General features: G+C 59.0%; 14 protein-coding genes. 12 read left to right on the top strand and 2 right to left on the bottom strand.

Features of this window, described 5'->3' with window-relative positions:
- Nucleotides 1-109 precede the first annotated feature (109 nt).
- The 8 genes from tkt to NF676_RS25185 all read left to right on the top strand — a co-directional run bounded on the left by tkt (nt 110) and on the right by NF676_RS25185 (nt 8,153).
- Nucleotides 110-2,107 carry a transketolase gene (tkt, locus tag NF676_RS25220; RefSeq protein ID WP_150743450.1) on the top strand — a complete coding sequence of 666 codons (1,998 nt, stop codon included), beginning with the start codon at nt 110-112 and terminating at the stop codon, nt 2,105-2,107.
- Nucleotides 2,108-2,273: 166 nt separating this feature from the next.
- The gene (gene epd, locus NF676_RS25215) at nt 2,274-3,326 is read left to right on the top strand and encodes an erythrose-4-phosphate dehydrogenase (protein ID WP_042606605.1); all 1,053 of its coding nucleotides are present in this window, start codon (nt 2,274-2,276) and stop codon (nt 3,324-3,326) included.
- Between the two features lie 12 nt (nt 3,327-3,338).
- The gene (locus NF676_RS25210) at nt 3,339-4,502 is read left to right on the top strand and encodes a phosphoglycerate kinase (RefSeq protein WP_016772785.1); all 1,164 of its coding nucleotides are present in this window, start codon (nt 3,339-3,341) and stop codon (nt 4,500-4,502) included.
- A gap of 34 nt (nt 4,503-4,536) precedes the next feature.
- Nucleotides 4,537-4,758 (top strand): hypothetical protein, encoded by a 222-nt coding sequence (locus NF676_RS25205; protein ID WP_016772786.1) that lies wholly within the window; start codon nt 4,537-4,539, stop codon nt 4,756-4,758.
- A 57-nt stretch (nt 4,759-4,815) separates the two neighbouring features.
- Nucleotides 4,816-5,148 carry an MliC family protein gene (locus tag NF676_RS25200; RefSeq protein ID WP_252886919.1) on the top strand — a complete coding sequence of 111 codons (333 nt, stop codon included), beginning with the start codon at nt 4,816-4,818 and terminating at the stop codon, nt 5,146-5,148.
- A 251-nt stretch (nt 5,149-5,399) separates the two neighbouring features.
- Nucleotides 5,400-6,464, top strand: a complete 1,065-nt coding sequence (fba, locus tag NF676_RS25195; protein ID WP_008081027.1) for a class II fructose-bisphosphate aldolase — start codon at nt 5,400-5,402, stop codon at nt 6,462-6,464.
- Between the two features lie 146 nt (nt 6,465-6,610).
- Nucleotides 6,611-6,874 carry a helix-turn-helix transcriptional regulator gene (locus tag NF676_RS25190; protein WP_024014619.1) on the top strand — a complete coding sequence of 88 codons (264 nt, stop codon included), beginning with the start codon at nt 6,611-6,613 and terminating at the stop codon, nt 6,872-6,874.
- Nucleotides 6,867-8,153: a type II toxin-antitoxin system HipA family toxin gene (locus NF676_RS25185; RefSeq protein WP_095181356.1), complete on the top strand. Its 1,287-nt coding sequence runs from the start codon at nt 6,867-6,869 to the stop codon at nt 8,151-8,153. Before NF676_RS25190 ends, NF676_RS25185 begins: the two co-directional genes overlap by 8 nt.
- A gap of 261 nt (nt 8,154-8,414) precedes the next feature.
- Here NF676_RS25185 and NF676_RS25180 read toward each other — a convergent pair whose 3' ends face one another.
- Nucleotides 8,415-9,083, bottom strand: a complete 669-nt coding sequence (locus NF676_RS25180; protein WP_016772792.1) for a polysaccharide lyase family 7 protein — start codon at nt 9,081-9,083, stop codon at nt 8,415-8,417.
- A 312-nt stretch (nt 9,084-9,395) separates the two neighbouring features.
- Between NF676_RS25180 and NF676_RS25175 the strand changes: the two genes are divergently transcribed.
- Genes NF676_RS25175 through NF676_RS25165 form a run of 3 tightly spaced genes read left to right on the top strand, consistent with a single transcriptional unit; the run spans nt 9,396 to nt 12,373 of the window.
- The gene (locus tag NF676_RS25175; RefSeq protein ID WP_095181357.1) at nt 9,396-11,519 is read left to right on the top strand and encodes a putative bifunctional diguanylate cyclase/phosphodiesterase; all 2,124 of its coding nucleotides are present in this window, start codon (nt 9,396-9,398) and stop codon (nt 11,517-11,519) included.
- A gap of 44 nt (nt 11,520-11,563) precedes the next feature.
- Nucleotides 11,564-12,058 (top strand): YgjP-like metallopeptidase domain-containing protein, encoded by a 495-nt coding sequence (locus NF676_RS25170; protein ID WP_252886918.1) that lies wholly within the window; start codon nt 11,564-11,566, stop codon nt 12,056-12,058.
- 18 nt (nt 12,059-12,076) lie between these two features.
- Nucleotides 12,077-12,373 (top strand): winged helix-turn-helix domain-containing protein, encoded by a 297-nt coding sequence (locus NF676_RS25165; RefSeq protein WP_016772794.1) that lies wholly within the window; start codon nt 12,077-12,079, stop codon nt 12,371-12,373.
- A 123-nt stretch (nt 12,374-12,496) separates the two neighbouring features.
- Here NF676_RS25165 and NF676_RS25160 read toward each other — a convergent pair whose 3' ends face one another.
- A complete protein-coding gene (locus NF676_RS25160) occupies nt 12,497-12,949 on the bottom strand; it encodes a GNAT family N-acetyltransferase (RefSeq protein ID WP_252886917.1) in 453 nt (150 codons plus the stop codon).
- A 255-nt stretch (nt 12,950-13,204) separates the two neighbouring features.
- Here NF676_RS25160 and NF676_RS25155 point away from each other — a divergent pair, with 255 nt between their 5' ends.
- Nucleotides 13,205-13,942: a substrate-binding periplasmic protein gene (locus NF676_RS25155; protein ID WP_041476775.1), complete on the top strand. Its 738-nt coding sequence runs from the start codon at nt 13,205-13,207 to the stop codon at nt 13,940-13,942.
- Nucleotides 13,943-14,008 lie beyond the last annotated feature (66 nt).

The raw sequence follows: 14,008 nt of genomic DNA, 5'->3' as shown, positions 1-14,008 counted from the left end.
TTGGAAAAACGCCTGCCGATGACTATCTGTCATTGCCCCGAGGCGCATGGGTGAGGGAAAATGCCCTCCTTTTTTCCGTTTCAGTCTATTCACACCCAGGAGATCAGCGATGCCTAGCCGTCGTGAGCGTGCCAACGCCATTCGTGCCCTCAGCATGGATGCCGTGCAAAAAGCCAACAGCGGCCATCCCGGTGCCCCTATGGGTATGGCAGATATTGCCGAAGTGCTGTGGCGCGACTACCTCAAGCACAACCCGAGCAACCCGTCGTTCGCCGACCGTGACCGCTTCGTGCTGTCCAACGGCCACGGCTCGATGTTGATCTACTCGCTGCTGCACCTGACCGGCTACGACCTGTCGATCGACGACCTCAAGCAGTTCCGTCAACTGCACAGCCGCACTCCAGGCCACCCGGAATTCGGTTACACCCCGGGCGTCGAAACCACCACCGGCCCGCTGGGTCAGGGTCTGGCCAACGCCGTCGGTTTCGCCCTGGCTGAAAAAGTCATGGGCGCGCAGTTCAACCGTCCCGGCCACAACATCGTTGATCACCACACCTACGTGTTCCTCGGTGATGGCTGCATGATGGAAGGCATTTCCCACGAGGTCGCCTCCCTGGCCGGCACGCTGGGCCTGGGCAAGCTGATTGCCTTCTACGATGACAACGGCATTTCCATCGACGGTGAAGTCGAAGGCTGGTTCACCGATGACACGCCGAAGCGTTTCGAAGCCTACAACTGGCAGGTGATCCGCAACGTCGACGGCCACGATCCGGAAGAGATCAAGACCGCCATCGAAACCGCACGCAAGAGCGCTCAACCGACGCTGATCTGCTGCAAGACCACCATCGGTTTCGGTTCGCCGAACAAGCAGGGCAAGGAAGATTGCCACGGCGCCCCACTGGGTGACGCGGAAATCGCCCTGACCCGTCAGGCGCTGAACTGGAACTACGGCCCGTTCGAAATTCCGGCCGAGATCTATGCCGAGTGGGACGCCAAAGAAGCTGGCCGCGCGGTCGAAGCCGAGTGGGATCAGCGTTTCGCCGCCTACTCCGCTGCATTCCCGACTGAAGCCAACGAGCTGATCCGTCGTCTGAGCGGCGAACTGCCGGCCGACTTCTCGGAAAAAGCCTCGGCTTACATCGCCGAAGTCGCCGCCAAGGGCGAAACCATCGCCAGCCGCAAAGCCAGCCAGAACACCCTCAACGCTTTCGGCCCGCTGCTGCCGGAAATGCTCGGCGGTTCGGCTGACCTCGCCGGCTCCAACCTGACCCTGTGGAAAGGCTGCAAAGGCGTCAGCGCTGAAGACGCCAGCGGCAACTACATGTACTACGGCGTGCGCGAGTTCGGCATGACCGCGATCATGAACGGCGTTGCCCTGCACGGCGGTCTGGTGCCTTACGGCGCGACCTTCCTGATGTTCATGGAATACGCGCGCAACGCCGTACGTATGTCGGCTTTGATGAAGAAGCGCGTGATTCACGTCTACACCCACGACTCCATCGGTCTGGGCGAAGACGGCCCGACGCACCAGCCGATCGAGCAATTGACCAGCCTGCGCAGCACGCCGAACCTCGACACCTGGCGTCCAGCCGATGCCGTGGAATCGGCAGTGGCCTGGAAAAACGCTCTGGAGCGCAAGGACGGCCCGTCGGCGCTGATCTTCTCCCGGCAGAACCTGCAGCACCAGGAACGCGATGCTGGCCAGATTGCCAACATCAGCCGTGGTGGTTATGTGCTCAAGGACTGCGCAGGCGAGCCTGAGCTGATCCTGATCGCCACCGGTTCGGAAGTCGGTCTGGCCGTACAGGCCTTCGACAAACTGACCGAGCAGGGCCGCAAGGTTCGCGTGGTTTCGATGCCTTGCACCAGCGCGTTCGATGCTCAGGATGCGGAGTACAAGCAGTCGGTTCTGCCATTGCAGGTCAGCGCGCGTATCGCCATCGAAGCGGCCCACGCCGATTTCTGGTTCAAGTACGTGGGTCTGGAAGGTCGTGTGATCGGCATGACCACCTACGGTGAGTCGGCGCCGGCTTCGGCATTGTTCGAAGAGTTCGGCTTCACCCTGGAAAACATCCTCGGTCAGGCTGAAGAGCTGCTGGAAGACTAAGCAGTACGAATGCGGTGGCCCTGGCCGCCGCGTTCCCCTGTAGGAGCTGCCGAAGGCTGCGATCTTTTGATCTTGATCTTAAAAACAAGATCAAAAGATCGCAGCCTCGTTTCACTCGTCAGCTCCTACATGGGGTTGTGTTGTTAGCGAATCTATCGAGAACCCCATGCCTCAACCGCGTCCCTACAAAGTTGCACTCAACGGCTACGGCCGGATTGGTCGTTGCGTCTTGCGGGCGTTGTTCGAGCGCGGCGCTAAGGCCGGGTTTGAAATTGTCGCGATCAACGATCTGGCCGACATGGCCAGCATCGAATACCTGACACGCTTCGACTCCACCCACGGCCGCTTTCCCGGCGAAGTGCGGGTTGAAGGCGATTGTCTGCATATCAATGGCGACTGCGTGAAGGTCCTGCGCAGTGCCACCCCCGAAGGCATCGATTGGGCGTCGCTGGGCGTCGATCTGGTGCTTGAGTGCTCCGGCGCTTACCACACCCGTGCCGATGGCCAGCGTTTTCTCGACGCCGGCGCACCGCGCGTGCTGTTTTCGCAGCCGATGGCCAGCGAAGCGGATGTCGACGCCACCATCGTCTACGGCGTCAATCAGGACTGCCTGACCGGCGACGAACTGCTGGTGTCCAATGCCTCCTGCACGACAAATTGCGGCGTGCCGCTGCTGCGCCTGCTCGATCAGGCGATCGGCCTCGATTACGTGTCGATCACCACGATTCACTCGGCGATGAACGATCAGCCAGTGATCGACGCCTATCACCACGAAGACCTGCGCCGCACGCGTTCGGCGTTCCAGTCGGTGATCCCGGTGTCCACTGGTCTGGCGCGCGGTATCGAGCGCCTGCTGCCGGAACTTGCCGGGCGAATTCAGGCCAAAGCCGTGCGCGTGCCGACAGTCAACGTGTCCTGCCTCGACATCACGATGCAGACCGCCACGGCGACTGACGCCAATGAGGTCAACCGGATCCTGCGCGAAGCCGCCACCAGCGGCCCGCTCAAAGGCCTTCTGGCCTATACCGAGTTGCCGCACGCCAGCTGTGATTTCAACCATGACCCACATTCGGCCATCGTCGATGCCAGCCAGACCCGAGTTTCCGGCCCCAAACTGGTGAACATCCTGGCCTGGTTCGACAACGAGTGGGGTTTTGCCAACCGAATGCTGGACGTTGCAGATCACTATCTGCAAACAGCAACTTCAAAAAAACCGTAGGAAGTGCGACCCATGACCGTGTTGAAGATGTCCGACCTCGATCTGCAAGGTAAGCGCGTATTGATCCGCGAAGACCTCAACGTCCCCGTCAAGGACGGTGTTGTCACTAGCGACGCGCGCATCCTGGCTTCGCTGCCGACCATCAAGCTGGCCCTGGAAAAAGGCGCGGCGGTGATGGTCTGCTCGCACCTGGGCCGTCCGACCGAAGGCGAGTTCTCCGCCGAAAACAGCCTGAAACCTGTCGCCGACTACCTGAGCAAAGCGCTGGGCCGCGAAGTGCCGCTGGTGGCTGACTACCTCGGTGGCGTGGAGGTCAAGGCTGGCGACATCGTGCTGTTCGAAAACGTACGCTTCAACAAGGGCGAGAAGAAGAACGCCGACGACCTGGCCCAGCAATACGCAGCCCTGTGCGATGTGTTCGTGATGGATGCTTTCGGTACTGCTCACCGCGCCGAGGGTTCGACCCATGGTGTAGCCAAGTTCGCCAAAGTCGCTGCCGCCGGCCCGTTGCTGGCCGCTGAGCTGGATGCACTGGGCAAAGCCCTCGGCGCGCCGGCCAAGCCAATGGCAGCCATCGTTGCCGGCTCCAAGGTGTCGACCAAACTCGACGTGCTGAACAGCCTGAGCCAGATCTGCGATCAACTGATCGTCGGCGGCGGCATCGCCAACACCTTCCTCGCGGCGGCTGGTCACCCGGTCGGCAAGTCGCTGTACGAACCGGACCTGCTCGACACCGCCCGTGAAATCGCTGCCAAAGTCAGCGTACCGTTGCCGGTTGACGTTGTGGTCGCCAAGGAATTTGCCGAAAGCGCTGAAGCGACCGTCAAGCTGATCGCTGACGTGGCGGCTGACGACATGATTCTCGACATCGGTCCGCAAACTGCAGCCAATTTCGCCGAGCTGCTGAAATCGTCGAAAACCATTCTGTGGAACGGCCCGGTTGGCGTGTTCGAGTTCGATCAGTTCGGCAACGGCACCAAAGTGCTGGCCCAGGCTATCGCCGAAAGCTCGGCATTCTCCATCGCGGGCGGTGGCGACACCCTGGCGGCGATCGATAAATATGGCGTGGCTGAGCAGATCTCCTACATTTCCACCGGTGGTGGCGCGTTCCTCGAATTCGTCGAGGGCAAGGTGCTGCCTGCCGTTGAAGTCCTGGAAAGCCGGGCCAAGGCCTGAGGCCGCCCGTTTGGCCAGGCAAAGGAGTGTTCACATGGTCAAGTCGTTAGCGCTGTTGTTGCTGACCGGTACGCTGGCGGCCTGCGGGAGCACCCCGAAGGCTGACGCGACGCCAGCACCGAGCGAGCCGCAGAAGGGCTGTTATCAGGCCGACTGGCAGGCCGAAACCAACCCGGTGCTGAACAAGCGCTCGGGGCCGGACGGCCTGGACAAATACGAGACGCAAACCCCGGTCAAGGAACATGGTTGTCCTTGACGGGTCTGACTCTTTAACTCAGGGCTGGCGGCATGCGTCGTCAGCCGAGGAACACGGATGAAAGGCTTGATCGCCGTTGCGGCGTTGGCATTGTTGGGTGGTTGCGCGCAGTTGAACCTGTTTCAGTCGTCGGCCCCGGCAGACAACTGGACGACCTGGACCTGCGACAGTCAGGCCAAGGTGTTTTGGCGTTACGCCGATGCCGGCCAGAAGGAAGTCGACGTTCGCCTCGGCGGCGGTGATCAGGTCTATCGCCTGAAAGAAGAGCCGGGCGCCTCGGGCACGCTGTACAGCGACGGCATGCTGGCGTTTCACGTCAAGGGTGACGAAGGCCTGGTGTACTGGTTCGCCACCAATGACCTGATTGGCCGTGGTTGCAAGGCGCAGTAATTGACACACCACAGTTCTACTGTGGGAGCGAGCCTGCTCGCGAAAGCGGCCTGGCAGGCACTGCATCAGCGACTGCAAGATTGCTTTCGCGAGCAGGCTCGCTCCCACAGGGGATCTGTGTAGTTCTTGGAATTTGCTTTACCGAATCACCAGGTCGGGCCTCAACCCCCGATCTGCATTAACTTGAATAGCCGCCGCCGCTCCGGCAGGCTGGCACGATCAACGACCCTCAACCGGGAGAGACACACACAATGGCACTTATCAGCATGCGCCAGATGCTGGACCACGCAGCCGAGTTCGGCTACGGCGTTCCAGCCTTCAACGTCAACAACCTTGAGCAGATGCGCGCCATCATGGAAGCCGCTGACAAGACTGACTCCCCGGTGATCGTCCAGGCTTCGGCCGGCGCCCGCAAATACGCCGGCGCACCGTTCCTGCGTCACTTGATCCTGGCCGCGATCGAAGAATTTCCGCACATCCCGGTGTGCATGCACCAGGACCATGGCACCAGCCCTGACGTTTGCCAGCGCTCGATTCAACTGGGCTTCAGCTCGGTGATGATGGACGGCTCGCTGGGCGAAGACGGCAAGACCCCGACCGACTACGACTACAACGTCCGCGTTACCCAACAAACCGTAGCCATGGCCCACGCCTGCGGCGTCTCGGTTGAAGGCGAGCTGGGCTGCCTGGGTTCGCTGGAAACCGGTATGGCCGGTGAAGAAGACGGCATCGGCGCTGAAGGCGTTCTGGATCACAGCCAGATGCTGACCGACCCGGAAGAAGCCGCTGACTTCGTCAAGCGCACCCAGGTCGATGCCCTGGCCATCGCCATCGGCACCAGCCACGGTGCCTACAAGTTCACCAAGCCACCCACCGGCGACGTGCTGGCGATCGACCGCATCAAGGAAATCCACAAGCGCATCCCGAATACCCACCTGGTGATGCACGGTTCGTCTTCGGTTCCGCAAGAGTGGCTGGCGATCATCAACCAGTACGGCGGCGATATCAAAGAAACCTACGGCGTCCCGGTTGAAGAAATCGTCGAAGGCATCAAGCACGGCGTGCGCAAGGTCAACATCGACACCGACCTGCGCCTGGCCTCCACTGGCGCCATGCGTCGCCTGATGGCCACCAACCCGAGCGAATTCGACCCACGTAAATTCTTCGGCGCCACCGTGACCGCAATGCGCGATGTATGTATCGCTCGTTATGAAGCGTTCGGTACTGCCGGCAATGCTTCGAAGATCAAACCGATCTCGCTGGAAGCGATGTACCAGCGTTATCTGAAGGGTGAGTTGAACGCCAAGGTCAACTGAGCCTGAGCGTTGAGCTGATTAAAAAGAAACCCGCCGAGAGGCGGGTTTTTTTGTGGTGGAAGCGTTGTGACAAGACATCGGCATCCTTTTGCTTGAAATGTCACCTAAAGGGGACTTTACTGGTAATAATCTATTTAAAGTCCGATATGGGTGACATTTTGCTTCTCGATAACCCAGCAACGTTTGCCCAGCGTATTCGCCAATTGCGCAAAGCCAAGGGCTACAGTCAAGCGCTGCTTGCGCATAGGGCTCATTGCAGCCGCAAAACCATCATCGATCTAGAAGCAGGCGAAAACGTCGCTTTTTATACGGTGTTTAGAGTTATTGCCGCGTTAGGCATGGCGTTGGAGATTGTCGATAACCGAATCGATCTCAAATCACTCGCCGAATTGGTAGAGCATGATGAGTAAGGTGAAACGACTGAATGTCATGACGCCTCAGGGCCATTCCGGCGAGTTGTCCAAAGGTTCGCAGTTTTCATTCGCTTACCAGTCAGCGTCGCCACTCAAGGAAGTTTCCCTGGTCATGCCCTATGACCCGACACCGTCGGTGAGCAGCGTATTGCAGCCCATCTTCGATATGAATGTGCCTGAGGGATATCTGGCCGACCAAATCAAGCGGCGCATGGCCAAGCATATGCAAGTGGATGAAATGCGCCTGTTGTCCGTCATTGGCGGTAATCAGATCGGTCGCCTCACGTATGAGAATCCGGTAGAACCTTCAGGCTCTGTTCGTGCGCAGGTCGGCCTGCAGGAGATCCTGTCGGCGGACACCTCTCAGCATGTTTTCGGTTTTTTGGTCGAAACCTACTTCGAATCGGGGATTTCAGGTGTTCAGCCCAAGGTTCTGGTGCCCGATCTGGACAAACTGACTGGTAGCCGAAAAACAGTGATCAGCTCCGACCTTATCGTCAAATCAGGAGCGGAAGAGTATGAGCACCTGGCTCAAAACGAGTTTCTGTGTCTGGAAGCAGCGCGGCTGGCTGGACTGTACACGCCGCCTTTCTGGCTTTCCGATAACGGTGAGCTGTTTGTCATGGAGCGTTTTGATCTGACAGCGTCTGATCGCCTTGGCTTTGAAGACATGGCGGTGCTGCTGGGGTTAAACAAGGATCCCCACGACAACTATAAATATTCGCAGAGCTACGAAACCCTTGCTGCAGTGATCCGTCAGGTATGCAGGCATGCCGACCCGATACGAGAACTGGAACGATTTTTTTCATCCGTCTGTCTTTCGGTCATGGTGCGTAACGGCGATGCGCATTTGAAAAACTTCGGGGTGACCTACACGCACCCCGCGGCCTCTGAAACGGTGCAGTTGGCGCCGGTATACGATGTCACGACGACAACCGTATACGAGAACTACAACCCCAGGACCGGGCGATCGCTGGTTGACCGTACTCTCGCCATCAAGATGAACAAGGCCAAAGCTTATCCGGATCGTCAGCAGTTGATTGAGTTTGGTCGTAAACACTGCGCTGTGGATAAGCCAGCACTGATCGTCGACCGGATAGCCGAGGCAATGAGTCAGGCGCTTTTGATTCACCGACCACGGATAGACGTTGAATTGTTTGCAAGGATGCAACGCGAATGGGACATCGGGCGCATGGTTGCGTTGAATGACTCGGTCGGTTCGGGTTTGAAGCGTCATCCTTTATCAAGCGGTAGAAAGGAAAAGGCTGATAAATGATAAGCGGTGTACCGCTACGGTGACATTTGCTACTCAAAGTCGCGTATACGCGACATTTCGCCAAGGCAGCGGCCCGCATTTGGAGGTGGCGCAGTCCGCAGCCCACCCCTGAAGCCCTTGCAGGAGTGAGCCTGCTCGCGATAGCGGAGTTTCAGACACATGAATATTGAATGACACACCGTTATCGCGAGCAGGCCCACTCCTACAATTGGAGCGAGTGTGGTCTGCAAGTTATGGGTTGTTTGTCATTTTGGCGGCTAGCTACTTGTCGTGATCAATATCCAGTTTGGTAAACGTCACCTGCCCACCTTCACTGGTATAGCCGGTGTTGTCCTGCACATACACGCCGGCCTTGAAGTACAGCGGCTTGTCGCGCCAGGTCGCGCTGATCTGGGAGTCCCACTGATAGCCCGCCGCACTCACGCCCAGCGCACCGCCGGGGCTCAAGTGGATGAGATAGTTGAATTCGCGATCAAGCTTGACGCCGGTGGCGAGGGTGATGACGCGGCTTTCGGCGTCGTCCGGGCGCATGCGCACTTTGATCACCAGATTGCCGGTCTGGGTTTTTTCCTTGTACTGATATTCGAGCTTGACCATCGGCCGCTGGCTTTCGTACGCGTGGATCTGGCCAATGACGATCTTGCCCGAGCTCGGCACCTTGTTCACCGCGAGGGTGGCGCGCAGCAGGTTGTCGGCGTCCGGGTAGTACCAGTTGCGCAGGGTGCCGTTGCTGTAGGTTTCGCGCAGTTCGGTACGCGGGTAGATGGCGTTTTCGGTTTTCGAGCCAGTCACCGGGGACCAGAAGAACAGGGTGCCGGTGTCGGAATGGAAGTACTGATCCTTGAAGCCATCCACCAGTTTCGAGGTTTCGACGGTGTACGGCGGGCTGCCAACAGGAACGCTGAGGTTCCAGGTTGCGAGGTCGATCATGACGGTTCTTCCAATCAATTCATCCGGAACGCCGGTGCCAGAAGCTCTAGCCCGCGCGTTTTCGGGCGTCTTTATAAGCGTAGCGGCAATTTTTGTTAATGCCCGCCCGGCGATTACTTGACGTCAACATCCTGTCGAAATGCCATCCCGCCCGGTTTTCGGGGGCTGTAGCGGTGACCGTTAGTCGGCTGGGTTGAGCATTGTTTAAATGATGGCGGGATGACAGCTTCTGCTTTCACTGATCCGCGTCTAGAGTGAAGGCTCAGTACGTCTATGGTTTTGCCGGCAACCGGTCCCGATAAGAGAAGCAGCATGGAATGCGCGCAACCCCAGCCAGGTGAAGGCAGCTCGGTCCTTTTGATCGTCGATGATTACCCCGAAAATCTGATCAGCATGCGCGCTTTGCTGCAGCGTCAGGATTGGCACGTGATGACCGCCGCCTCCGGTTTCGAGGCGCTGAACCTTTTGCTCGAACACGACATCGACCTGGTCCTGCTTGATGTGCAGATGCCCGGCATGGACGGTTTCGAGGTCGCACGGTTGATGCGCGGCAGCCAGCGTACGCGCCTGACGCCGATCATTTTCCTCACCGCCAACGAGCAATCTCAGGACGCCGTGATCAAAGGCTATGCCAGCGGCGCGGTGGATTACCTGTTCAAGCCGTTCGATCCGCAAATCCTCAAGCCCAAGGTCCAGGCGCTGCTCGAGCACCAGCGCAATCGCCGTGCCTTGCAACGCCTGAGTCATGACCTGGAAGTGGCGCGCGCCTTCAATGCCTCAGTGCTGGACAACGCCGCCGAAGGCATTCTGGTGTTGAGCGAGGACGGCGTGATCCGCTTCGCCAACCCGGCGATTTCGCGGTTGCTCAATGCGCCGGTGAAGGATCTGCAAGGCAAGGAGTTTCTCGATTTCCTGCAGAAGCCACACATTCCCCTGTGGGCCGATTCCGAGTTCTACGCCGGCTACCAGCGCGGTGAAACCCTGCGTCTGCACGATGCGTTGCTGCGCACGGCGCCCGGACAGCAAGTGCCGGTGGCATTGTCCTGTGCGCCGCTGTCCTCGGAGCAGCATGCGATGGTGGTGACGGTGCTGGACATGTCGGTGGTGCGTCACTTGCACCAGCAACTGGAATTCCAGGCGGTAACCGATCCGCTGACCGGGCTGCTCAACCGGCGCGGGTTCTACCAGACCGTCGAAAACCTGCTGTTGCGCGGCGAGCGCAGCGACAGCAGCTGGGTGCTGCTCTACCTCGATCTCGATGGCTTCAAGCGGGTCAATGATTCTCTCGGTCACGATGCCGGCGACCGCGTGTTGCGCTGGGTTTCCGAGCAATTGAAAGCGTGCCTGCGGCCGTTCGATATTCTCGCGCGCATGGGCGGCGATGAATTCACCGCGCTGCTGGATCTGGAATTCCCCGAGCAAGCGGCGAAGATTGCCGAAAAACTCATCGAACGGGTATCGGTGTGTCAGCAGATCGAAGGTCTGGATATCGTTCTTGGCGCCAGTATCGGCATCGCCACCTATCCTGACTGCGGGCGCAATCTGGACGGCTTGCTGCGCGCCTCGGACATCGCTATGTACGAGGCCAAGCGCGCCGGGCGTCAGCAATATCGTTTCTATGACCCTGAAATGAACGGCCGCGCACGCTCGCGTCTGATGCTGGAAGACAGCGTGCGCGAGGCCATCGAGAATCGCGATTTCAATCTGGTCTATCAGCCGCAGGTGGCGATCGGCAGCGGACAGATCCGTGGGTTCGAAGCGTTGCTGCGCTGGCAGCATCCGAGCGTCGGCGATGTGCCGCCGGGGTTGTTTCTGCCGTTGCTGGAAGAGGCGCGCTTGATCAGTCGCCTCGGCAGCTGGATCTATCACCGTGGCGCCGGTCAGCGCAAAGCCTGGGAAACCTTGTTCGCTGAAGATCTGGTGCTCGGCGTGAGCCTGAGCAATACCCAGTTCGGCCTGCCGAATCTGGTCACTGAATTGCGTCAAGTCATGGAACGCCATGCGCTGCAACCGCGGCAACTGGAAGTCGAAGTCACCGAAGAAGCGTTGATGCAAGACCCGGACGAAACCCGCAAGCAACTGCGGCTGCTGCGTCATCTCGGGGTGCGCGTGGCGCTGGATGATTTTGGTTCGGGGCCGTGCTCGCTGGCGCATCTGCGCGATCTGGAACTGGACACGCTGAAGCTCGACCGCCACTTGATCGCGCGCCTGCCGGACTCGCCACGTGATGCGGCGCTGGTGCGCATGGTCATCGACCTGTGCAAGCAATACGGTCTGCTGGTGATCGCCGAAGGAGTGGAAACCCTCGAGCAATATCAGTGGCTGCAAGCCCATGGCTGCGAATACGTGCAGGGCTTCCTCGTCGCGCGGCCGTTGATCGCCGAAGACGCGGTCAGCTTCGTCGAGCCGTTTGACTGGAGCGCGCTGCCCGGTTGAATTCGCTACACTGGCGGACCTTTTTCGAACCGCGTCGCTTGTCCATGACTGTGTTGAAGTACCTCCAGGCCTACCCCGCGCAATTGCAGGATCAGGTGCGCCAACTGATTGCCGATGGGCGTCTGGGTGAATACCTGAATCAGCGCTATTCAGGGCGACACGACGTGCAGAGCGACAAGGCCTTGTACAGCTACGCGCTGGATCTCAAGCAGCAGTACATGCGTAATGCGCCGGCGATCGACAAAGTGCTGTTCGACAACCGCCTCGACCTGACCCACCGCGCGCTCGGTCTGCACACCACGGTGTCACGGGTGCAGGGCGGCAAGCTCAAGGCCAACAAGGAAATCCGCATCGCCGCGCTGTTCAAGGACGCCGCGCCGGATTTTCTGAAGATGATCGTGGTGCACGAGCTGGCGCACTTCAAGGAATCGGATCACAACAAGGCGTTCTATAAACTGTGCGAGCACATGCTGCCGGGGTATCACCAGATCGAGTTCGATCTGCGTGTGTACCTGACGTGGCGGGATATGCAGGCTTGACCAATCAGGAAGGTGTGGATGGACGTCAGCAAGACCAAAAGCAGTTTCTATCGCCGTTTGTACGTGGCTTATCTCATCGATAGCGGCCTGGCGCCGAGTGTGCCGACGCTGACCGAAGTCACTGGCATGCCGCGACGCACGGCGCAGGACACGATTGCCGCGCTGGCTGATCTGGACATCATCTGCGAGTTCGAACAGGAAGAGGGCGCACGCAATCATGCCGGGCGCTATCGGATTCGTGAGTGGGGAGCGATTGATCGCGGATGGATCGAGCGCAATTTGCGGCAGATAAAAGCGGTGCTGGAATACCCCTGATTCCTGCGGCGCCTGAACTGACGCAATCGCTGGCAAGCCAGCTCCCACAGGGATCTCCAGCGAACACGGTTTTCGTGAACGAGCGATGAACCTGTGGGAGCTGGCTTGCCAGCGATGAGGCCCTCAAGAACGACGCATGCCGATGTGTGGAATGTCATCCTCAAGATATTCCTCACCCACCACGACAAACCCGTACTTGCCGTAATACCCCTGCAGATGCGCCTGCGCTGACAAATAGATCGGCACCTGCGGCCAGTGCTTTTCGGCCTGTCTCAGCGCCTGTTCCATCATCGCGTGGCCCAACCCTTTGCCACGGCCGGCGGGCGCGGTCACCACGCGGCCAATCACCACGTCGCCGCCCTGGGATTCCGGATCCAGCAGGCGCAGGTAAGCCATCAACTGATCATCCTCCCAACCCATCAGGTGATGGGTATCGCCCTCCAGATCCTGGCCGTCGAGATCCGGGTAGGCGCATTTCTGTTCGACCACGAATACATCAGAGCGCAGCTTCAACGAGGCGTACAACTGCTCTTTGCCCAAATCGCGATGATGTTTGCAGATCCACTCGATTGTCATTTTTCGATTCCTTGACCATGTCGCCCGATACTAAGCGCAGCTGCGCCATATGTCTGTATGGCGCAACAGTCTGTGATAAAGGTCAAAATGCCACCATTCCTTTCTCGCGGCCGCCGAGACTTTGTGTAATCTGCTCAAGAGCACTGCGCACTGGTTCCCATGAGCTAATGTTCAATGCTTGGGTTTTGCCGGTAAGGGGCCTTTGGTTTTGACGTGAAACCACGTCGGGCGGTTGCCCGCTGAGGATGTTCAAGCATGCTGCGATTGCTTCAAGCCGTTGCTTTGATCGGACTGCTGGTGCTGGGCCAGGATGCTGCGGCGCAGAAGCTGCGGCTGGCGTTCGATAATTGGCCGCCGTTTACCGACGATGCACTGGTCAACGGTGGACTGGCCACCGACATTGTCAGCACCGCACTGGCTCGCGCCGGTTATGCCAGCGGTTACGAACAAGTGCCGTGGGCGCGAGCATTGCTGGGGATTGGCGAGGGGCGTTACGACGTACTGGTCAACGCCTGGTACAACGACGAACGCACACAGATCGGTCAGTTTTCCGGTGAGTACCTGATCAACCGCATCCGCTTCCTCAAGCGCAAAGACGCACCCATCGACTACAGCAACCTCGAGCAACTGCACACTTACCCGATTGCCGTGGTGCGCGGGTACGCCTATTCCGCACCTTTCGATGCCGATACGGCGATGCAGAAAGTCCCTGTGCACAACTTCGCCATGGGCGTGCGCATGCTCGCGGCGGACCGGGTCAAGCTGACCCTGGAGGATGAGTACGTGGCCAAGTATTACCTGGCACGGGAATCGGCCAAGGTACGCAATTCGGTGGAGTTTTTACCCAAGCCGTTGAGTGAGAACAGCCTGCATATTCTGGTCAGTCTGAAGAACCCGCAGCATGAGCAGATCGTCGCCGGGTTTGATCGTGCGATCGAGGCGATGAAGGCTGACGGGACTTATGAGAAGTTATTGCGGCGGCATGGAATGTGAAGGGTGATCCGGCAATTTCTTTGTGGCTGATGACCTCTTCGCGAGCAGGCTCGCTCCCACAATTTG

The sequence above is a fragment of the Pseudomonas siliginis genome, assembly GCF_024072275.1.
Taxonomy (GTDB): domain Bacteria; phylum Pseudomonadota; class Gammaproteobacteria; order Pseudomonadales; family Pseudomonadaceae; genus Aquipseudomonas; species Aquipseudomonas siliginis.
The sequence above is the reverse complement of the archived record's forward strand: the minus strand, read 5'-3'. Positions and strand labels throughout refer to the sequence as shown.

Coding starts and splice junctions, on each gene's coding strand:
- NF676_RS25170 (WP_252886918.1), top strand. CDS start 11,564: ATGACTGTGTTGAAGTACCTCCAGGCCTACCCCGCGCAATTGCAGGAT.
- tkt (WP_150743450.1), top strand. CDS start 110: ATGCCTAGCCGTCGTGAGCGTGCCAACGCCATTCGTGCCCTCAGCATG.
- NF676_RS25155 (WP_041476775.1), top strand. CDS start 13,205: ATGCTGCGATTGCTTCAAGCCGTTGCTTTGATCGGACTGCTGGTGCTG.
- NF676_RS25190 (WP_024014619.1), top strand. CDS start 6,611: ATGGGTGACATTTTGCTTCTCGATAACCCAGCAACGTTTGCCCAGCGT.
- NF676_RS25160 (WP_252886917.1), bottom strand. CDS start 12,949: ATGACAATCGAGTGGATCTGCAAACATCATCGCGATTTGGGCAAAGAG.
- NF676_RS25200 (WP_252886919.1), top strand. CDS start 4,816: ATGAAAGGCTTGATCGCCGTTGCGGCGTTGGCATTGTTGGGTGGTTGC.
- NF676_RS25205 (WP_016772786.1), top strand. CDS start 4,537: ATGGTCAAGTCGTTAGCGCTGTTGTTGCTGACCGGTACGCTGGCGGCC.
- NF676_RS25165 (WP_016772794.1), top strand. CDS start 12,077: ATGGACGTCAGCAAGACCAAAAGCAGTTTCTATCGCCGTTTGTACGTG.
- NF676_RS25210 (WP_016772785.1), top strand. CDS start 3,339: ATGACCGTGTTGAAGATGTCCGACCTCGATCTGCAAGGTAAGCGCGTA.
- NF676_RS25175 (WP_095181357.1), top strand. CDS start 9,396: ATGGAATGCGCGCAACCCCAGCCAGGTGAAGGCAGCTCGGTCCTTTTG.
- NF676_RS25180 (WP_016772792.1), bottom strand. CDS start 9,083: ATGATCGACCTCGCAACCTGGAACCTCAGCGTTCCTGTTGGCAGCCCG.
- NF676_RS25185 (WP_095181356.1), top strand. CDS start 6,867: ATGAGTAAGGTGAAACGACTGAATGTCATGACGCCTCAGGGCCATTCC.
- fba (WP_008081027.1), top strand. CDS start 5,400: ATGGCACTTATCAGCATGCGCCAGATGCTGGACCACGCAGCCGAGTTC.
- epd (WP_042606605.1), top strand. CDS start 2,274: ATGCCTCAACCGCGTCCCTACAAAGTTGCACTCAACGGCTACGGCCGG.